At 57.1% G+C, this 18,365-nt stretch carries 21 protein-coding genes; all 21 read left to right on the forward strand.

All coding sequences use genetic code 11. The annotated features are described in order from the left end of the window. The 21 genes from iscR (at position 1) to AO242_RS03065 (ending at position 18,192) form a co-directional block, all read left to right on the forward strand. Positions 1-492, forward strand: a complete 492-nt coding sequence (gene iscR, locus AO242_RS02965; RefSeq protein WP_027902650.1) for a Fe-S cluster assembly transcriptional regulator IscR — start codon at positions 1-3, stop codon at positions 490-492. 44 nt (positions 493-536) lie between these two features. Continuing rightward, a complete protein-coding gene (locus AO242_RS02970; protein WP_027902649.1) occupies positions 537-1,751 on the forward strand; it encodes an IscS subfamily cysteine desulfurase in 1,215 nt (404 codons plus the stop codon). Between the two features lie 84 nt (positions 1,752-1,835). Continuing rightward, positions 1,836-2,222 carry a Fe-S cluster assembly scaffold IscU gene (gene iscU / locus AO242_RS02975; protein WP_002552476.1) on the forward strand — a complete coding sequence of 129 codons (387 nt, stop codon included), beginning with the start codon at positions 1,836-1,838 and terminating at the stop codon, positions 2,220-2,222. A 47-nt stretch (positions 2,223-2,269) separates the two neighbouring features. Beyond that, positions 2,270-2,593 carry an iron-sulfur cluster assembly protein IscA gene (iscA, locus tag AO242_RS02980; protein ID WP_027902647.1) on the forward strand — a complete coding sequence of 108 codons (324 nt, stop codon included), beginning with the start codon at positions 2,270-2,272 and terminating at the stop codon, positions 2,591-2,593. An 8-nt stretch (positions 2,594-2,601) separates the two neighbouring features. Continuing rightward, positions 2,602-3,120, forward strand: coding sequence for a co-chaperone HscB (hscB, locus tag AO242_RS02985; RefSeq protein ID WP_099267608.1), 519 nt, complete (start codon positions 2,602-2,604; stop codon positions 3,118-3,120). A 45-nt stretch (positions 3,121-3,165) separates the two neighbouring features. Beyond that, the gene (hscA, locus tag AO242_RS02990; protein WP_099267609.1) at positions 3,166-5,028 is read left to right on the forward strand and encodes a Fe-S protein assembly chaperone HscA; all 1,863 of its coding nucleotides are present in this window, start codon (positions 3,166-3,168) and stop codon (positions 5,026-5,028) included. Positions 5,029-5,031: 3 nt separating this feature from the next. Continuing rightward, positions 5,032-5,373 carry an ISC system 2Fe-2S type ferredoxin gene (gene fdx, locus AO242_RS02995; protein WP_027902644.1) on the forward strand — a complete coding sequence of 114 codons (342 nt, stop codon included), beginning with the start codon at positions 5,032-5,034 and terminating at the stop codon, positions 5,371-5,373. Between the two features lie 13 nt (positions 5,374-5,386). Continuing rightward, a complete protein-coding gene (gene iscX / locus AO242_RS03000; RefSeq protein ID WP_099267610.1) occupies positions 5,387-5,587 on the forward strand; it encodes a Fe-S cluster assembly protein IscX in 201 nt (66 codons plus the stop codon). Between the two features lie 90 nt (positions 5,588-5,677). Then, the gene (gene ndk / locus AO242_RS03005; protein WP_002552482.1) at positions 5,678-6,103 is read left to right on the forward strand and encodes a nucleoside-diphosphate kinase; all 426 of its coding nucleotides are present in this window, start codon (positions 5,678-5,680) and stop codon (positions 6,101-6,103) included. A 30-nt stretch (positions 6,104-6,133) separates the two neighbouring features. After that, positions 6,134-7,282 (forward strand): 23S rRNA (adenine(2503)-C(2))-methyltransferase RlmN, encoded by a 1,149-nt coding sequence (rlmN, locus tag AO242_RS03010; RefSeq protein ID WP_099267611.1) that lies wholly within the window; start codon positions 6,134-6,136, stop codon positions 7,280-7,282. 26 nt (positions 7,283-7,308) lie between these two features. After that, on the forward strand, positions 7,309-8,067 hold the full coding sequence (gene pilW, locus AO242_RS03015; RefSeq protein ID WP_027902641.1) for a type IV pilus biogenesis/stability protein PilW: 759 nt from the start codon (positions 7,309-7,311) through the stop codon (positions 8,065-8,067). Then, positions 8,067-9,068, forward strand: a complete 1,002-nt coding sequence (locus AO242_RS03020) for a RodZ domain-containing protein (protein WP_099267612.1) — start codon at positions 8,067-8,069, stop codon at positions 9,066-9,068. The genes pilW and AO242_RS03020 overlap by 1 nt, the downstream gene beginning before the upstream one ends. Before the next feature lie 3 nt (positions 9,069-9,071). Then, positions 9,072-10,181: a flavodoxin-dependent (E)-4-hydroxy-3-methylbut-2-enyl-diphosphate synthase gene (gene ispG / locus AO242_RS03025; protein ID WP_027902639.1), complete on the forward strand. Its 1,110-nt coding sequence runs from the start codon at positions 9,072-9,074 to the stop codon at positions 10,179-10,181. 22 nt (positions 10,182-10,203) lie between these two features. Continuing rightward, positions 10,204-11,493, forward strand: coding sequence for a histidine--tRNA ligase (hisS, locus tag AO242_RS03030; RefSeq protein ID WP_099267613.1), 1,290 nt, complete (start codon positions 10,204-10,206; stop codon positions 11,491-11,493). A gap of 39 nt (positions 11,494-11,532) precedes the next feature. Next, entirely contained in the window at positions 11,533-12,174 is a 642-nt protein-coding gene (locus AO242_RS03035; RefSeq protein WP_027902637.1) for a YfgM family protein, read from the forward strand. Beyond that, a complete protein-coding gene (gene bamB, locus AO242_RS03040; RefSeq protein WP_099267614.1) occupies positions 12,167-13,318 on the forward strand; it encodes an outer membrane protein assembly factor BamB in 1,152 nt (383 codons plus the stop codon). The genes AO242_RS03035 and bamB overlap by 8 nt, the downstream gene beginning before the upstream one ends. Positions 13,319-13,449: 131 nt before the next feature. Then, the gene (gene der / locus AO242_RS03045; protein WP_027902635.1) at positions 13,450-14,922 is read left to right on the forward strand and encodes a ribosome biogenesis GTPase Der; all 1,473 of its coding nucleotides are present in this window, start codon (positions 13,450-13,452) and stop codon (positions 14,920-14,922) included. A 246-nt stretch (positions 14,923-15,168) separates the two neighbouring features. Continuing rightward, complete coding sequence (locus tag AO242_RS03050) at positions 15,169-16,317, forward strand: pyridoxal phosphate-dependent aminotransferase (protein ID WP_099267615.1); 1,149 nt, start codon at positions 15,169-15,171, stop codon at positions 16,315-16,317. Beyond that, positions 16,305-17,096: an amidohydrolase gene (locus AO242_RS03055; protein WP_099267616.1), complete on the forward strand. Its 792-nt coding sequence runs from the start codon at positions 16,305-16,307 to the stop codon at positions 17,094-17,096. The genes AO242_RS03050 and AO242_RS03055 overlap by 13 nt, the downstream gene beginning before the upstream one ends. A 73-nt stretch (positions 17,097-17,169) precedes the next feature. Continuing rightward, complete coding sequence (locus AO242_RS03060; protein ID WP_099267617.1) at positions 17,170-17,607, forward strand: hypothetical protein; 438 nt, start codon at positions 17,170-17,172, stop codon at positions 17,605-17,607. Between the two features lie 162 nt (positions 17,608-17,769). Then, positions 17,770-18,192, forward strand: a complete 423-nt coding sequence (locus AO242_RS03065) for a FlxA-like family protein (RefSeq protein ID WP_099267618.1) — start codon at positions 17,770-17,772, stop codon at positions 18,190-18,192. Positions 18,193-18,365: the final 173 nt, after the last annotated feature.

The following is an 18,365-nucleotide window of genomic DNA, read 5'->3' on the forward strand; positions in this document are numbered from 1 at the left end:
ATGCGACTGACTACTAAAGGCCGATACGCTGTAACTGCCATGCTTGATCTGGCGTTACATGCGCAGAACGGGCCAGTGTCTCTGGCCGACATTTCCGAGCGTCAGGGCATTTCCCTGTCCTACCTTGAGCAACTGTTCGCCAAGCTGCGCCGTGGCAATCTGGTCTCCAGTGTGCGTGGTCCCGGTGGTGGTTATCAGTTGTCCCGCGACATGCACGGCATCAAGGTTGCCCAGGTGGTCGATGCCGTCAACGAATCTGTAGATGCCACGCGTTGCCAGGGGTTGGGTGATTGCCACGCTGGTGACACTTGCCTGACTCACCATTTGTGGTGTGACCTCAGCGAGCAGATTCACGAATTTCTAAGCGGTATCAGTCTGGCCGACCTTGTCACTCGCCGTGAGGTACAAGAAGTTGCCCAGCGCCAGGATATGCGCCGTACCAGCGCCAAGACCCAGTACCTGGATAAGATTGAAACGTCCGCCGTTGAATGAGCGTAGATGAATCAGCGGTGCGCCTGCCTGATAGGAGAGATTCAATGAAGTTGCCGATTTACCTTGATTACTCCGCGACGACCCCGGTCGATCCGCGTGTCGCTCAGAAAATGATTGAGTGCCTGACCGCTGACGGAAACTTCGGTAACCCGGCATCGCGCTCCCACGTATTCGGCTGGAAAGCTGAAGAGTCGGTCGAGAACGCTCGCCGTCAGGTCGCCGATCTGGTCAATGCCGATCCGCGTGAAATCGTCTGGACCTCCGGTGCTACCGAGTCCGACAACCTCGCCATCAAGGGCGTTGCGCATTTCTACGCCAGCAAAGGCAAGCACATCATCACCAACAAGATCGAGCACAAAGCTGTGCTCGACACCACGCGTCAGCTTGAGCGTGAAGGTTTTGAAGTCACTTACATCGAGCCTGGTGAAGACGGTCTGATCACGCCTTCGATGGTTGAAGCCGCTCTGCGCGACGACACCATTCTGGTTTCGATCATGCACGTTAACAACGAAATCGGCACCATCAACGACATCGCTGCCATTGGTGAGCTGACCCGCTCCCGTGGTGTGCTGTTCCACGTTGATGCTGCGCAGTCCACCGGTAAGGTTGAAATCGATCTGGCCAGCCTCAAGGTTGACCTGATGTCGTTCTCTGCCCACAAGACCTATGGCCCTAAAGGTATCGGCGCGCTGTACGTCAGCCGCAAGCCGCGTGTTCGCCTTGAAGCGGCCATGCACGGCGGTGGTCACGAACGTGGCATGCGTTCCGGGACTCTGGCGACGCATCAGATCGTCGGTATGGGTGAAGCCTTCCGTATTGCCAAGGAAGAAATGGCCGCAGAAAACGTGCGAGTCAAAGCCTTGAGCGATCGCTTCTACAAGCAGGTCGAGCATCTCGAAGAGTTGTACGTCAACGGCAGCATGACTGCTCGTGTGCCGCACAACCTTAACCTGAGCTTCAACTACGTCGAAGGCGAGTCGCTGATCATGGCGCTCAAGGATCTGGCCGTTTCGTCCGGCTCTGCCTGTACTTCCGCGTCGCTTGAGCCTTCCTATGTGCTGCGCGCCCTTGGTCGTAATGACGAACTGGCGCATAGCTCGATACGCTTCACCTTTGGTCGTTTCAGTACTGAAGAAGAAATGGACTACGCCGCGCAGAAAGTCTGCGAAGCGGTCACCAAGCTGCGTGCACTTTCGCCGCTATGGGACATGTACAAAGACGGTGTCGACATTTCCAAGATCGAGTGGGCGGCGCACTAATTAAAAGCCGCCTTACAGACAGGCCATGTTTCAACCAGTTGCTGCATGGCTTGCAGAGCGGCTCCCTGATAGAGGAATAGCATCATGGCTTACAGCGAAAAGGTCATTGACCACTACGAAAATCCGCGCAACGTCGGCAAGATGAACGCGGAAGATCCAGATGTTGGCACCGGCATGGTCGGCGCTCCTGCTTGCGGCGACGTTATGCGTCTGCAAATCAAGGTCAACGAGCAGGGCGTCATCGAAGACGCCAAGTTCAAGACTTATGGTTGCGGTTCGGCTATCGCTTCCAGCTCTCTGGCAACCGAGTGGATGAAGGGCAAGACTCTGGATGAAGCAGAGACCATCAAGAACACTCAGTTAGCCGAAGAACTGGCTTTGCCTCCGGTGAAAATTCACTGCTCGGTACTCGCGGAAGACGCTATCAAGGCGGCAGTTCGTGACTACAAGCAGAAGAAAGGCCTGCTGTAATAGCAGCGTTTTCTAAAGAAGCTGGTGTGAAGTAATAAGGAGTTCCGATGGCTATCAGCATGACAGAAGCTGCCGCAAATCACGTAAGACGCTCCCTTGATGGGCGCGGCAAAGGTGACGGCGTTCGTCTGGGTGTTCGCACCACAGGCTGTTCAGGTCTTGCCTATGTGCTTGAGTTCGTCGATGAGGCGCAAAGCGAAGACACCGTGTTCGAACTTCACGGCGTCAAGGTGATCATTGACCCGAAAAGCCTGGTCTATCTCGATGGCACCGAGCTTGATTTCGTCAAGGAAGGGTTGAACGAAGGCTTCAAGTTCAACAATCCCAACTCGCGCGGTGAATGTGGCTGCGGCGAAAGCTTCAACGTCTGAGGCTTATTGTGGGTACTCCTTGTCATTTCGCTCTATTCGAGCTTCAGCCGGGCTTTCGCCTCGACCTTGATCAGTTGGCGACGCGCTACCGTGAGCTTGCTCGCGAGGTTCATCCCGACCGTTTTGCGGACGCCTCCGAGCGTGAGCAGCGGTTGGCGCTTGAGCGCTCCGCCAGTCTTAACGACGCCTACCAGACGCTCAAGAGCGCTCCGAAACGGGCGCGCTATCTATTAGCGATGCGCGGCGAAGTGCCTCTTGAAGTCACCGTGCACGATCCCGAGTTTCTTCTGCAGCAGATGCAATGGCGCGAAGAGCTTGAGGATCTGCAGGACGAGGCTGATCTGGCGGGTGTCGCGGTTTTCAAGCGTCGCCTCAAGACTGCTCAGGACGAACTGAACGAAAGCTTTGCGGCCTGTTGGGATGATGCTGCGCAACGCGAACAGGCCGAGCGCCTTATGCGGCGCATGCAGTTCCTCGACAAGCTCTCTTACGAAGTGCGCCAGCTTGAAGAGCGCCTCGACGATTAACTCCGTGCTGCTTCTGGCCGCACGCCTGTGAAATTCTGATAAAGCATGGCTCTACTGCAGATCGCCGAACCCGGTCAAAGCCCCCAACCTCATCAGCGTCGTCTGGCGGTGGGTATTGACCTGGGGACTACCAATTCGCTGGTTGCTGCACTGCGCAGTGGCCTTTCCGAACCGCTGGCCGACGCAGAAGGGCAAGTCATTCTGCCGTCTGCTGTGCGGTATCACGCTGATCGCGTTGAAGTGGGGCAGGCTGCCAAAGGCGCCGCTTCGACGGATCCGTTCAACACTGTATTGTCGGTCAAGCGCTTGATGGGTCGTGGTCTGTCCGACGTCAAGCAATTGGGCGAGCAGTTGCCTTATCGCTTTGTAGGCGGTGAGTCGCACATGCCGTTCATCGAGACCGTTCAGGGGCCGAAAAGCCCGGTGGAAGTCTCTGCCGATATCCTCAAGGTTCTGCGTCAGCGTGCTGAGCAGGCGTTGGGTGGTGATCTGGTCGGGGCGGTCATCACTGTTCCGGCTTATTTCGACGACGCTCAGCGCCAGGCCACCAAGGACGCCGCCAAATTAGCGGGTCTTAACGTGCTGCGCCTGCTCAATGAGCCGACCGCTGCAGCCGTGGCTTATGGTCTGGATCAGAGCGCCCAGGGCGTTGTTGCGATTTATGACTTGGGCGGCGGTACGTTCGACATCTCTATTCTGCGTCTCACTGGCGGCGTGTTTGAGGTTCTGGCAACCGGTGGTGATACTGCGCTGGGCGGCGACGACTTCGATCATGCGATTGCGGGCTGGATTGTCAGTGAGGCAGGCTTGTCTGCCGATATCGACCCGTCTGCTCAGCGAAGTTTGTTGCAAGCGGCTTGTTCGGCTAAAGAAGCGCTGACCAGCGAGGCTTCAGTCGACGTCGAATACGGCACCTGGAATGGCACGCTGACGCGGCCCGCTTTCGAAGCGCTGATCGAGCCAATGGTTGCCCGCAGTCTCAAGTCTTGCCGTCGTGCTGTGCGTGATGCTGGTATCGAGCTGGATGAAGTCGAAGCGGTGGTCATGGTCGGCGGTTCTACTCGCGTCCCGCGTGTGCGGGGCGCTGTAGCTGAATTGTTCGGTCGCCAGCCGTTGACGGATATCGACCCGGATCAAGTGGTCGCCATTGGTGCGGCGATCCAGGCAGATACCCTCGCTGGCAACAAGCGTGACGGTGGTGAGTTGTTGCTGCTCGACGTGATTCCGCTCTCGTTGGGACTGGAAACCATGGGCGGCCTGATGGAGAAGGTGATTCCGCGTAACACCACGATCCCGGTCGCGCGCGCTCAGGAGTTCACCACTTACAAAGACGGCCAGTCGGCAATGATGATTCACGTGCTGCAAGGCGAGCGTGAGTTGATCAGCGACTGTCGCTCCCTGGCTCGTTTCGAATTGCGCGGCATTCCGGCCATGGTGGCGGGTGCGGCAAAAATCCGTGTGACGTTCCAGGTGGATGCGGACGGTCTGCTCAGTGTCTCGGCCCGCGAGCTGGGTTCGGGTGTTGAGTCGAGCATCCAGGTCAAGCCGTCCTATGGGCTGACCGATGGCGAAATTGCCCGGATGCTCACGGATTCCTTCGCCAACGCCAGTGACGACAAAGTTGCCCGCGTATTGCGCGAGCAGCAGGTTGATGCCCAGCGCCTCGTCGAGGCAGTGGAAGCAGCACTGGAAGTCGACGGCGAGCGCTTGCTGGATGCCGAAGAGCGCATGGTCATCGACCTGCAGTTGCAGGAATTACGTGAATTGATGCAAGGCACCGATGGCCCCGCCATCGAGCAGCAGACCAAGCTTCTCTCGCAGGTGACCGATGCATTTGCAGCCCGCCGCATGAATATGACGGTAAAAGCCGCTCTGGCGGGGCGCAATCTGAATGACATTGAGGAATAACTGATGCCGCAGCTGATTTTTCTGCCCCATGCCGTGCTGTGTCCGGATGGGCTGGTTGTTGAGGTCGAGCCCGGCACGTCTATTCTCGAAATTGCTCACGAGCATCACATCGAGATTGAAAGTGCCTGTGGTGGTGTTTGTGCCTGCACCACATGCCACTGCGTCATTCGCGAGGGTTTTGCCTCGTTGAATGAAGCGGATGAGCTGGAAGAAGACATGCTGGACAAGGCATGGGGGCTGGAACCTCAGTCTCGCCTGTCTTGTCAGGCGATCGTCGGAAATGAAGACCTGACGGTTGAAATTCCCAAGTATTCGCTTAACCATGCGGCCGAAGCGCCGCACTGATCGAGAAGCTGTCATGAGTTACGGTTGGAATGACGTACAACGAATCGCTGAGGAACTGGCCGAGAATCATCCCGGCGTCGATCCTTACTCGGTGGGGTTTACCAAGCTGCAACTGATGATCAAGCAGTTGCCGGACTTCGACGACACCTCTGGCCGCGTCGGCGAGAAAGTGCTCGAAGCGGTTCAGACGCTTTGGGCCGACGAAATCGGCTGATCCAATTTGCACGTTAGGCAATAACCTCAAACCCGCGTATAATTCGCGGGTTTAATTTTTCGCTTTAATCATCGTTTCTGGAGTTACACCATGGCTGTTCAACGTACTTTCTCCATCATCAAGCCTGACGCCGTTGCTAAAAACGTAATCGGCGAGATCACCACTCGTTTTGAAAAAGCCGGTCTGCGCGTCGTTGCTTCGAAACTGAAGCAGCTGTCCAAGGCTGAAGCTGAAGGTTTCTACGCTGAGCACAGCGCTCGTGGCTTCTTCGGCGACCTGGTTGCGTTCATGATCTCCGGTCCTGTTGTTGTTCAGGTTCTGGAAGGCGAAAACGCTATCGCTCTGAACCGTGAGCTGATGGGCGCTACCAACCCTAAAGAGGCTGCTGCCGGCACTATCCGTGCTGACTTCGCTGATTCCATCGACGCCAACGCTGTTCACGGCTCCGATTCCGAAGCAGCCGCTGCTCGCGAAATCTCGTACTTCTTCGCAGCTACAGAGGTAACCGCTCGCTAAGTCCTGGACTAACGAGCGAAGGGTGAATTCATGATTGCAACGACTGGCAAAACAAACCTGTTGGGTCTGACCCAGCTGGAAATGGAAAAATTCTTCGATTCCATCGGGGAGAAGCGCTTCCGTGCCGGTCAGGTCATGAAGTGGATTCACCACTTTGGCGTCGATAATTTCGACGCCATGACGAATGTCAGCAAGGCCTTGCGTGAAAAACTCAAGGCTTGTGCTGAGGTTCGTGGTCCTGAAGTCGTCAGCGAGGACATCTCCACCGATGGCACCCGTAAGTGGGTGGTGCGTGTGGCGTCCGGCAGCTGCGTCGAAACCGTTTATATCCCCCAGGGCAAACGCGGCACCTTGTGTGTTTCGTCCCAGGCGGGCTGTGCGCTGGATTGCAGTTTCTGCTCTACCGGCAAACAAGGCTTCAACAGCAACCTCACCGCCGCCGAAGTGATCGGTCAGGTGTGGATTGCCAACAAATCCTTTGGCAGCGTCCCGGCTACCGTCGACCGTGCCATCACCAACGTGGTGATGATGGGCATGGGTGAGCCGCTGCTGAACTTCGATAATGTCGTTGCCGCCATGCATCTGATGATGGATGACCTGGGGTATGGCATTTCCAAGCGTCGGGTGACTTTGTCCACCTCCGGCGTGGTACCGATGATCGACGTGCTGGCTGAGCACATCGATGTATCGCTGGCGTTGTCACTGCACGCGCCAAACGATGCGCTGCGCAATCAACTGGTGCCGATCAACAAGAAATACCCGCTGAAAATGCTGCTTGAATCCTGCCGTCGCTACATGGCGACGCTGGGTGAGAAGCGCGTGTTGACCATTGAGTACACCTTGCTCAAAGACGTGAATGATCAGGTCGAACATGCTGTTGAAATGATCGAGCTGCTCAAGGACACGCCTTGCAAGATCAACCTGATTCCGTTCAACCCGTTCCCGCATTCCGGTTACGAGCGTCCGAGTAACAACGCGATTCGTCGCTTTCAGGATCAACTGCATCAGGCTGGGTATAACGTCACGGTGCGTACTACCCGTGGGGAAGATATCGATGCAGCTTGTGGTCAGTTGGTCGGGCAGGTCATGGACCGCACTCGCCGCAGCGAGCGTTACATTGCCGTACGTGAGCTGAGTAGCGAGGCGAGTGTGGCTCAAAACGCCGCGACTCGAACCTGATCGCTAACCTGGCCGAGAGAATCTCAATGTCCGTGCGCGCCACCCTGCTGCTCTGCTTCATGATCGCGCTGGCTGGGTGTGTGACCTCAGGCAAAGTTGATCCGATGAGCACCAGCCAGGGTCGTGATGCCGCACGCGAGGCCTATGTCCAGTTGGGTATTGGCTACTTGCAGCAGGGGCAGACCGAACGGGCCAAGGTACCCCTGAAGAAAGCGCTTGAACTGGACGGTTCCGACGCGGATGCCAACGCTGCCCTGGCGCTGGTGTTTCAGGTCGAGATGGAACCCGAGCTTGCTGACCAGCACTTTCAAAAGGCCCTGTCTTCTCGTCGAGGAGATGCGCGCATCCTTAATAATTACGGCAGTTTCCTTTACGAGCAAAAACGCTATAAGGAAGCCTATGAGCGTTTCGAACAGGCCGCTGCTGATAACCTTTATCCTGAGCGCTCGCGGGTTTTTGAGAATCTTGGCATGACTGCCGTGATGCTCGGTGATCGCGAAGCGGCGACGGCGCATTTCACCAAAGCCCTGCGCATGGACCGTATGTTGCCACGCGCATTGCTGGAAATGGCTGAGTTGTCTTACGAAGACAGGCATTATGTGCCCGCGCGTGATTATTACGACCGTTTTAGCCAACTCAGCGAGCAAAATGCACGTAGTCTATTGCTTGGTACGCGATTGGCAAAAATCTACGATGATCGCAACAAGGCAGCCAGTTTTGGCCTGCAACTCAAAAGACTCTATCCCGGTACGCCGGAATATCAGCAATACCTGTCGGAGCAATGATGAAAGCGGTGCAACCCGAAGTCGTAGCAGCCACTCGCGTCAATCCTGGCGAAACCTTGCGTCAGGCTCGCGAGAATAAAAACTGGTCGCTGCCAGACGTCGCCCAGAGGCTCAATCTCACGGTCACTTCGTTGAGTAACCTCGAGGCTGGCCACTTTGACAAGCTGCCGGGTCATACTTTCGCCCGCGGCTATGTTCGTGCGTACGCCAAAGTCCTGGATCTCGACCAGACTGCACTGGTGACTCAATTTGACCAGTACACAGGCACAGACAGCGCGGGCAGTTCGGTGCATGCGTTGGGTCGTATCGAAGAACCGGTACGCCTGTCGCACAATATTCTGCGAATCGTCAGTCTGCTGTTGCTGGTTGTTCTGGTCGGCGGTGGTTTCTTCTGGTGGCAGGATCAGACGTCCTTGCGAGGCAAGGACTCAGGCTTGAGCCTTGAGCACGTTGAAGTCGAGAGTGCCGACGGCACCACCCAGATTCATCCGCTGGACGAACCTGAAGATCAGGCTGTCGCCGAAGCGCAAACCTCCGATTCGGCTCCGCTGGCGCTGAATCCAGCCAACCCAGCGAATCCGGCAACCCCTGCCGCACAGGCGCCTGCTCAGACCGCGACTGCTCCGTCGACGACCACTCCGCCTGCCAGCTCAACGGCGGCAGCGCCGACCAACACCGCGCCTGCAACTGCTCCGTCAGCTCCCGCTGTTGCGCCTGCGCAATCTGCACCCGCCGCTGCGCCTGAGGCACCTGTTGCCGGTGCGGGTCAGGTAAGTATCTCGTTTACAGCCGATTGCTGGACTCAGGTGACTGACAGCACCGGTAAAGTTTTGTACATGGGCATCAAACACAAAGGCGATACTCTGGATGTGAGTGGCAAGCCGCCACTCAATGTACGTCTGGGGGCTGCGGCCGGTGCTCAGGTCAGCTACAACGGCATGCCTGTCGATGTGGCTCCTTTCACCAGCGGCGCTACCGCACGCCTGAAACTGGGGCAATAACTCATGCACGGTGAATCTCCGATCAAGCGTCGCGAATCCCGGAAGATCTGGGTGGGCTCGGTCCCGGTAGGCGGCGATGCCCCCATCGCGGTGCAGAGCATGACCAACAGCGATACCAATGACGTCGCTGCTACCGTCGCGCAAATCAATCGCCTTGAAGCGGCCGGTGTAGATATCGTGCGGGTTTCGGTCCCCGACATGGACGCAGCGGAAGCCTTTGGCCGTATCAAGCAATTGGTGAAAGTGCCGTTGGTTGCCGACATCCACTTTGATTACCGGATTGCCCTGCGCGTTGCTGAGCTGGGTGTCGATTGCCTGCGTATCAACCCGGGCAACATCGGTCGCGAAGACCGGGTGAAGGCTGTGGTCGACGCCGCCCGTGATCGTGGTATTCCGATTCGCATTGGCGTCAACGCCGGTTCGCTGGAAAAAGACCTGCAGAAGAAGTACGGCGAGCCAACGCCAGCGGCGCTTGTAGAGTCAGCGCTGCGCCACGTCGAGCACCTCGAACGCCTGAATTTCAAGGACTTCAAGGTCAGTGTAAAAGCTTCCGATGTGTTCATGGCCGTCGAAGCCTATCGCTTGCTGGCCAAGGAAATTGTCCAGCCATTGCACTTGGGTATCACTGAAGCGGGCGGATTGCGTTCAGGCACGGTGAAATCGGCCGTTGGCCTAGGTATGCTGCTCGCCGAGGGAATTGGGGATACTATCCGCATCTCGCTGGCGGCTGATCCGGTCGAAGAGGTGAAAGTCGGCTACGACATCCTTAAATCGCTGCGCCTTCGTTCTCGCGGGATCAACTTCATCGCCTGCCCGAGTTGCTCGCGGCAGAACTTCGATGTGGTCAAGACCATGAATGAACTGGAAGGGCGGCTTGAGGATTTGCTGGTGCCGCTGGATGTTGCGGTCATCGGGTGCGTGGTCAACGGCCCGGGTGAAGCCAAAGAGGCGCATGTAGGCCTGACAGGCGGCACGCCGAATCTGATCTACATCGACGGCAAGCCGGCCCAGAAGCTGACCAATGACAATCTGGTGGATGAGCTGGAACGCTTGATTCGCCGGAAAGCGGCCGAAAAGGTCGAAGCTGACGCAGCCCTTATCGCGCGCGGCTAACCAGAATTGCTAAGGATTTTTTGTGAGTAAGTCTCTACAAGCCATTCGTGGCATGAACGACATCCTGCCCGATCAGACCCCGCTGTGGCGTCACTTCGAAGGCACGGTCTCGCATCTGCTGGATAACTACGGTTACCGCCAGATTCGCATGCCGATCGTGGAATTCACCGATCTGTTCAAACGCTCCATCGGTGAAGTGACCGATATCGTTGAAAAAGAGATGTATACCTTTGCCGATCGCAACGGTGACTCCCTGACCCTGCGCCCTGAAGGCACTGCTGCCTGCGTGCGCGCAGTGCTTGAGCACGGCATTACCGGTGGCGGTCAGGTTCAGAAATTGTGGTACATCGGCCCGATGTTCCGCCACGAGCGCCCGCAGAAAGGTCGCTATCGTCAGTTTCACCAGATCGGCGTCGAGGTTTTCAACCTGGACGGTCCGGACATCGACGCAGAGCTGATCGTACTGACCTGGCGCCTGTGGGGCCTGTTGGGCATTCGCAACGCAGTGAAGCTCGAACTGAATAGCCTGGGCACCAGCGAGGCGCGTGCGCGGTATCGCGATGCGCTGGTCGAGTTCCTGTCGGCACGTCTCAGCGAACTGGACGAAGACAGTCAGCGTCGCCTGAAAACCAACCCGCTGCGGGTACTGGATACCAAGAACGCCGACACTCAGGCGCTGCTGGTTGATGCGCCGAAGCTGGCGGATTATCTGGATGACGAATCGCGAATTCACTTCGAAGGTCTGAAGGCGCGTCTGGATGCAGCGGGCATTCCGTATGTCATCAATCCCAAGCTGGTTCGGGGTCTCGATTACTACAGCAAAACCGTTTTCGAGTGGGTGACCGATCAACTGGGCGCTCAAGGTACAGTCTGCGCGGGCGGCCGTTACGACGGTCTGGTCGAGCAAATGGGCGGCAAGCCTACCAGTGGCGTTGGATTTGCCATGGGTATCGAACGTCTGGTCCTGCTGCTTGAAACACTTGAGCAGGTTCCGGAAGAAATTTCCCGTCAGGTCGACGTGTATCTGTGTGCCTTCGGCGAAGCGGCTGAACTGGCTGCGCTGGCGCTGACCGAGCGTGTTCGTGACGAGCTGCCGAACTTGCGTTTACAGGTGAATGCCGGAGCTGGCAGTTTCAAAAGCCAGTTCAAGAAAGCCGACAAGAGTGGTGCATTGTTTGCGTTGATCCTCGGGGAAGAGGAGCTGGCGCAGCAGATCATCGGCGTCAAACCCCTGCGTGGTCAGGGTGAACAACAAAATATTGCCTGGGATGCTCTGTCCGAGCACCTGGCCTCCTGCGTTGTGCAGGGTTGAAGCTGATTTACAGCCGATTTAGCGAATAGGAGTATTGGGGTGTCAGGTACTGAAGATGATGAACTGGCGGCAATGAAGGACTGGTGGCAGCGCAATGGTAAACCCCTGGTAACAGGTGGCTTGCTGGCGTTGGTAGTGGTGCTTGGCTGGCAGGCCTGGACCAGATACGAAAGCAATCAGTCGCAAGGTGCTTCGGCGCTTTACCAGCAATTGCTGGAAACAGCCCTTACGCCAAGTGGTCAGGCTGACACGGCTCGTGTGGCTGATATCGCCAACAAACTGAAAAGCGAGTTCGGTGGTTCTGCCTACGCCCAGTATGGCAGCCTGTTCGTAGCCAAGGTGGCTGTCGACAATGGCAAGCTTGATGACGCAGTAGCCGAGTTGAAACTGGTGACTGACAAGCCGGCCAGCGATACGCTGGGCGAAATCGCTCGTCAGCGTCTGGCTCGCGTACTGGCTGCACAGAACAAGGCTGACGACGCTCTGAAGCTGCTCGATGGCGATGCTGAAAAGGCATTCCTGGCCAGCCGTGAAGAACTCAAAGGTGACCTGCTGGTACAGCTGGGCCGCACCGACGAGGCCCATGCTGCATACCAAAAAGCCAAATCCGCGCTGTCTGAAGAAGCGGCCGTAGGTGGCTTACAAATGAAGCTCGACGACCTGGCCAAAGGGGATGCGTGACGTGATCCGTTGGAAACATGCAGCATTGCTGGCCCTGGCCATTTTGGCCGCGGGTTGCAGCAGCAACAGCAAAAAGGAATTGCCACCGGCCGAGCTGACCGACTTCAAAGAAGAAGTCGTGCTGCAGAAGCAGTGGAGCCGCTCCATTGGTGAGGGGCAGGGCGAGACCTACAACATGTTGGTTCCGGCTATCGATGGCGACCGTATCTTTGCCAGCGATGTAGAAGGTTACATCGTCTCGATGGACCGCATGAACGGTAATGTCATTTGGGAAAAGGACCTTGAGTTGCCTGTTTCCGGCGCCGTTGGCGTTGGTTACGGCATGCTGATGTTCGGCACCCTGAAGGGCGAAGTCGTTGTGCTGGATTCCAGCACCGGTGAAGAAAAATGGCGCGCTCGCGTGACCAGTGAAGTATTGGCCCCGCCGTCCACCAATGGTGATGTGGTCGTGGTCCAGACTCAGGATGATCGCGTAGTCGGCTTTGATGCTGCTACCGGCAACCAGCGCTGGATTTACGAAAGCACGCCAGCGGTACTGACCCTGCGCGGTACTGGCGCTCCGATCGTGACCAACCACCTCGCGGTGGCGGGTCTGTCGACCGGTAAAGTGGTCGCACTGGACACCTCCAACGGCGTGCCGGTCTGGGAGCAGCGTGTCGCTGTCCCACAAGGTCGCTCCGAGCTGGATCGCGTCGTTGATATCGACGGTGGTCTGCTGTTGTCCGGTGGTACGTTGTATGTCGCTACCTATCAGGGCCGGGTTGCCGGTTTGGAGCTGGAAAGCGGCCGTGTCATCTGGCAGCGCGACGCCTCGAGCTACTCCGGTGTAGCACAAGGTTTCGGTAGCGTTTATGCCAGCCTGGCTTCCGGTACTGTCGAAGGTATCGACGAGCGTTCGTCCTCCGCACTGTGGAGCAACGAAGCACTGGCCCGTCGCCAATTGGGCTCGCCAGAAGTGTTTTCCAGCTATGTAGCCGTTGGCGACATGGAAGGCTATCTGCACCTGTTGAGCCAGGTGGATGGTCGTTTCGTGGGCCGCGAGCGCATTGACAGCGACGGCCTGCGTGCTCGTCCGTTGGTAGTGGGAGACATGATTTACGTCTACGGCAACAGCGGCAAGCTGGAAGCCCTGACGATCAAGTAATGACTTGAGGCCTGAGCCTCTAGCGACCCCGTTTCGGCGGGGTTTGCAGCACCTTGCGGTGCTGCTCCGAACTCCGGCCGCTGCCCTGCAGCGGCTTTTGTATTTTCTGAAATAACGAAGTGGAGAGCCGCATGGTTCCCGTAATCGCCCTGGTGGGTCGACCGAACGTCGGCAAGTCCACCTTGTTCAACCGCCTGACCAGGACTCGCGACGCCATTGTTGGCGATCTGTCCGGTCTGACCCGTGATCGCCAATACGGTGAGGCCAAGTGGCAAGGGCGCTCCTACATTCTGATCGACACCGGCGGTATCTCCGGTGACGAACACGGCATGGACGAAAAGATGGCCGAGCAGTCGCTGCTGGCCATTGAAGAAGCTGACGTTGTTCTGTTCCTCGTTGATGCGAAGGCTGGCTTTACTGCCGCTGACCAGATGATCGGTGAGCACTTGCGCAAACGTGGCAAGCGCTCCTATGTGGTTGCCAACAAGGTCGACAACATCGACCCTGAAATGGCCCGCGCCGAGTTCGCGCCGCTGGGTATGGGTGATGCCATCCCGGTTGCCGGTGCTCACGGTCGCGGCATCAGCCAGATGCTGGAAATCGCCCTCAGCCAATTCCCGAAAGATGAAGGGGAAGAGGATGAGGAAGGCGAAGCCGAGGTCGTTGCTGAAGGCCAGGAAGCCAAGCGCATTCCCGGCCCTAGCGAAAAGGACGGTATCAAGATCGCCATTATTGGTCGTCCTAATGTCGGCAAGTCGACACTGGTCAACCGTATGCTGGGTGAAGACCGGGTTATCGTTTATGACGAGCCGGGCACTACCCGCGACAGTATCTACATCCCGTTTGAGCGTAACGACGAAAAGTACACGCTGATTGATACGGCCGGTGTGCGTAAGCGCGGCAAGATCCACGAGGAAGTTGAAAAGTTCTCGGTGGTGAAAACCCTTCAAGCCATCAAAGACGCCAACGTGGTGATCTTTGTCATGGACGCTCGTGAAGGCGTGGTCGATCACGACTTGAACCTGCTGGGCTTTGCCCTGGAAGCAGGTCGCGCACTGGTTATCGCGTTGAACAAATGGGACGGCATGGTCCCGAGCGAGCGCGACTATGTGAAGACCGAGCTTGAACGTCGCTTGTTCTTCGTCGACTTCGCGGACATTCACTTTATCTCGGCACTGCACGGCACTGGCGTGGGCAACCTGTACCAATCGGTGCAGAACTCCTTCAAGTCTGCTGTGACCCGTTGGCCAACCAGCCGTCTGACGCAGATTCTCGAAGATGCGGTCAGCGAGCATGCGCCACCGATGGTGGGCAGCCGTCGCATCAAGCTGCGTTACGCTCACTTGGGTGGTGCTAACCCGCCGCTCATCGTGATCCACGGTAACCAGGTCGAGAAAGTACCGAAGTCTTACGTCCGGTACCTGGAAAACACCTACCGTCGTGTGCTGAAACTGGTCGGTACGCCGATCCGTATCGAGTTCAAAGGCGGCGAGAACCCGTACGAAGGCAACAAGAACACGCTGACAGACCGCCAGGTCAACAAGAAGCGTCGAATGATGTCGCACCACAAGAAAGCCGACAAGAAGCGTAGAGACAAACGCTGATCCAACTCTGTTGGAGCCGGGCTTGCCCGCGAACCAGACGCTGCGGTGTGTCAGATTCGGTGGCGTCATCGTTCTTCGCGGGCAAGCCTCGCTCCAACATATCTTCATGAGTTAGCTATCCGTCATTCGGTAAAAAGCTTTCTCAATAAAAGGCGCTAATAGCGCCTTTTTTTATGCGCGCGCTATGGGCTATCCTGCCTGACCCGTGCCACCGTGGAGCCGGGCGTACAGCAGGAAAAAGGCCCCATGATTGACAGCAAGTTGCCCAATGTCGGCACCACTATTTTTACCGTCATGTCCCAGCTCGCCGCTGAGACGGGCGCGATCAACCTGTCCCAAGGCTTTCCCGATTTCGATGGTCCCCAGGCGCTGCGCGATGCATTGAGTCGTCACGTCGCTGAAGGTCATAACCAATACGCACCCATGACCGGTTTGCCTGCGCTGCGTCAGCAAGTCGCGGCCAAGGTATCGCGCTGCTATGGCCGTCAGGTGAATCCGGACACCGAAATCACCATTACACCGGGCGCTACCCAGGCGATTTTCTGCGCGATCCAGGCCGTGATTCGTTCCGGTGACGAAGTGATCGTTTTCGATCCTTGTTATGACAGCTACGAGCCCTCGGTTGAACTGGCCGGCGGACGCTGCGTGCACGTCCAGCTGGACGCAAACGACTTCTCCATCGACTGGCAGAAGCTGCACGATGCGCTGAGCCCCCGCACCCGGATGATCATCATCAACAGCCCGCATAACCCAAGCGGTGCGTTGATCAGCCGGGCTGAACTGGATCAACTGGCTGCACTGATCGCCAACCGGGATATCTACCTTGTCAGTGATGAGGTCTATGAGCATCTGGTATTCGATGGCGTTCAGCATGTCAGCATCCTGAGCCACGAAGAGCTGTATCAGCGCTCCTTTGTCGTCAGTTCATTCGGCAAGACCTATCACGTCACCGGTTGGAAAACCGGCTACGTAGTGGCGCCGCCCGCACTGAGCGCCGAGCTGCGCAAGGTCCATCAGTACGTCAGTTTCTGTGGTGTCACACCGCTGCAATGGGCACTGGCTGACTTCATGGCTGAGCATCCTGAGCACGTCGAAGAGCTGCCCGGGTTTTATCAGGCCAAACGTGATTTCTTCTGCGATCAATTGCAGGGTTCGCGCTTTACGTTTGATCGTGTTGGCGGCACCTACTTTCAGCTCGTGAACTACGCGCAGATCCGCCCCGACCTCAACGATGTAGAGATGTCGCTGTGGATGACTCGCGAACATGGTGTAGCGAGTATTCCTGTTTCGGTCTTCTACCAAAACCCACCTGAGGGGCAGCGCTTGATTCGGTTGTGCTTCGCCAAACGTGAGGAGACGCTGCGTCAGGCAGCGGAAAAACTATGCGCGATCTGAGTGAGCTGCCGAACCTGAACGTGGCGCTGGTGCAGACCTCTCTGGTCTGGCATGACCGCAAGGCCAACCTTGAGCACTTCGCCATGCTCCTGGCTCCCGTCAAGGGGGCTGATCTGGTGATCCTGCCGGAAATGTTCACAACGGGTTTTTCCATGGACTCTGAAACCCTGGCCGAACCGGAAGCCGGTCCGACATCCAGATGGATGCTGGAGCAGGCCAGGCTGCTGGATGCGGTCGTCACCGGTAGCGTTATTATCAAAGCTGCGGATGGCAGTCACCGTAACCGGCTGTTGTGGGCGCGTCCGGATGGTGAGTTGCTGCACTACGACAAGCGTCACCTGTTTCGCATGGCAGGTGAGCATGAGCATTACAGCCCCGGCGAGCGTCAGGTGCAATTTGAACTCAAGGGATGGCGTGTGCGTCCGCTGATCTGCTATGACCTGCGTTTTCCGGTCTGGAGTCGTGACGCCCAGCACACAGATTTACTGCTTTACACCGCGAACTGGCCGGGTGCCCGACGCTTGCACTGGAATCGCCTGTTGCCCGCCCGGGCAATCGAGAACCTTTGTTACGTAGCCGCCGTGAACCGGACCGGAACCGACGGCAAAGGCTTTGCTTATACCGGTGACAGTCAGGTGCTCGATTTTCAGGGTGAGAGCCTGTTCAACGCCGGGGAGGCCGATGGCGTTTTCGAGGTGACGCTGAATGCCGCGGATCTGGCGGCTTACCGGACAAAGTTTCCAGCTCATCTCGATGCCGATACATTCGAGATACACTAAATCCTTTCAGCGCGGGTGGCGCATGTCGATATAACAGACAGAGATGACTCAATGTTTCTATCTGGAGATCGACATGACCACCATCAACACATCGTCCCTCAACACCTACGCAAGCTCCTTCAGTGTCACGATCAAGAAAGATGACACGGCGACGGCTGCGGTCAATTCGGACGCCACGACTGCGACGGGCGATGAAGCCAGCACTGACAGCACCAAAGTGGCTGCTGGTGGTGCGCCAGCGGGTGGGGGCGCGGCGGGGAGTTCGACGTCCGACAGCACTCAGGAAAGTATCGAGAAGCTGCAAGAGCAGATCGAGAAAACCGAGAAGCTGTTGAAAGAGCAACAACAGCAACTGGCTGCTGCGCAAAACGGTAACGCCACGCCTGAGGAAAAAGCTCAGAAGGCCATGGCGATTCAGGCCCAGATCTCAAGTACCAATGCGACCCTTGCCTCCCAAGAAGCTGCATTGGTGCAACTGACCACATCTGGCGGTATCGACACGACGGCCTGATAACAGCTGCACCGCACTTATAGAGTGGCTTTCGCCACGTTGAAACGCCTTGAAGCTTCGCTGCTTCCGGGCGGTTTGTGCTGCGTGTCACAAAATCCTTTGCAGTAGCTTCAGTTCTGCCTTGGGCGGCCGATAACGCGCATAACCGCCTAGGAGTCGACCATGACTACAATCAATACCAGTTCATTGGGTCTCTACCCTGCAACGCTGACTGCCACCATCAAAAGCAATGTAGACAAGGCCAGTGAAACCCAGTCTGGCGATTCGGTCCCGAGCAAAATCAACGTCGACTTGCGCGGCAACGTCTATCAGACTGACGATGCAAAAGCAGGTGCGGCAGGTCCATCGAGCCCGGCCCAGGCGGCGATAGAGAATTTGCAGAAGCAGATAAAAGAAGTTCAGAAGCAGCTATTGCGCGAACAGCAGCAATTGGCAGCGGCGCAAAACAGTAAGGGTTCCGAGACCGAGAAGGCTTCGCGAATCATGGCCATCCAGCAGCAGATTTCAGGTACTACTGCGCAGTTGGCGACCATGCAGGCCGCTCTGCTCGATTTGATGAAAGGCAATGTTAAAGCCACCGCCTGATAATTGCGCCTAAATAAAAAGGCCCTGAAGCTTTCACTTCAGGGCCTTTTTTGTTTCGTCGGGATGTAGGCGGGGCCTTGTAGGACTGGCTTTAGCCGGGAGCGCGCTAGTACAGTCGATGCAAATACATCGCCAGGCATGATGCCCTCCCGGCTAAAGCCAGTCCTACAGAG

It is taken from the genome of Pseudomonas sp. ICMP 561 (assembly GCF_002699985.1).
Taxonomy (GTDB): domain Bacteria; phylum Pseudomonadota; class Gammaproteobacteria; order Pseudomonadales; family Pseudomonadaceae; genus Aquipseudomonas; species Aquipseudomonas quasicaspiana.

Bases quoted from the DNA above. Each gene is read 5' to 3' on its own strand.
- iscR (WP_027902650.1), top strand. From the start codon at position 1: ATGCGACTGACTACTAAAGGCCGATACGCTGTAACTGCCATGCTTGAT.
- AO242_RS02970 (WP_027902649.1), top strand. From the start codon at position 537: ATGAAGTTGCCGATTTACCTTGATTACTCCGCGACGACCCCGGTCGAT.
- iscU (WP_002552476.1), top strand. From the start codon at position 1,836: ATGGCTTACAGCGAAAAGGTCATTGACCACTACGAAAATCCGCGCAAC.
- iscA (WP_027902647.1), top strand. From the start codon at position 2,270: ATGGCTATCAGCATGACAGAAGCTGCCGCAAATCACGTAAGACGCTCC.
- hscA (WP_099267609.1), top strand. From the start codon at position 3,166: ATGGCTCTACTGCAGATCGCCGAACCCGGTCAAAGCCCCCAACCTCAT.
- fdx (WP_027902644.1), top strand. From the start codon at position 5,032: ATGCCGCAGCTGATTTTTCTGCCCCATGCCGTGCTGTGTCCGGATGGG.
- iscX (WP_099267610.1), top strand. From the start codon at position 5,387: ATGAGTTACGGTTGGAATGACGTACAACGAATCGCTGAGGAACTGGCC.
- ndk (WP_002552482.1), top strand. From the start codon at position 5,678: ATGGCTGTTCAACGTACTTTCTCCATCATCAAGCCTGACGCCGTTGCT.
- rlmN (WP_099267611.1), top strand. From the start codon at position 6,134: ATGATTGCAACGACTGGCAAAACAAACCTGTTGGGTCTGACCCAGCTG.
- pilW (WP_027902641.1), top strand. From the start codon at position 7,309: ATGTCCGTGCGCGCCACCCTGCTGCTCTGCTTCATGATCGCGCTGGCT.
- AO242_RS03020 (WP_099267612.1), top strand. From the start codon at position 8,067: ATGAAAGCGGTGCAACCCGAAGTCGTAGCAGCCACTCGCGTCAATCCT.
- ispG (WP_027902639.1), top strand. From the start codon at position 9,072: ATGCACGGTGAATCTCCGATCAAGCGTCGCGAATCCCGGAAGATCTGG.
- bamB (WP_099267614.1), top strand. From the start codon at position 12,167: ATGCGTGACGTGATCCGTTGGAAACATGCAGCATTGCTGGCCCTGGCC.
- der (WP_027902635.1), top strand. From the start codon at position 13,450: ATGGTTCCCGTAATCGCCCTGGTGGGTCGACCGAACGTCGGCAAGTCC.
- AO242_RS03050 (WP_099267615.1), top strand. From the start codon at position 15,169: ATGATTGACAGCAAGTTGCCCAATGTCGGCACCACTATTTTTACCGTC.
- AO242_RS03055 (WP_099267616.1), top strand. From the start codon at position 16,305: ATGCGCGATCTGAGTGAGCTGCCGAACCTGAACGTGGCGCTGGTGCAG.
- AO242_RS03060 (WP_099267617.1), top strand. From the start codon at position 17,170: ATGACCACCATCAACACATCGTCCCTCAACACCTACGCAAGCTCCTTC.
- AO242_RS03065 (WP_099267618.1), top strand. From the start codon at position 17,770: ATGACTACAATCAATACCAGTTCATTGGGTCTCTACCCTGCAACGCTG.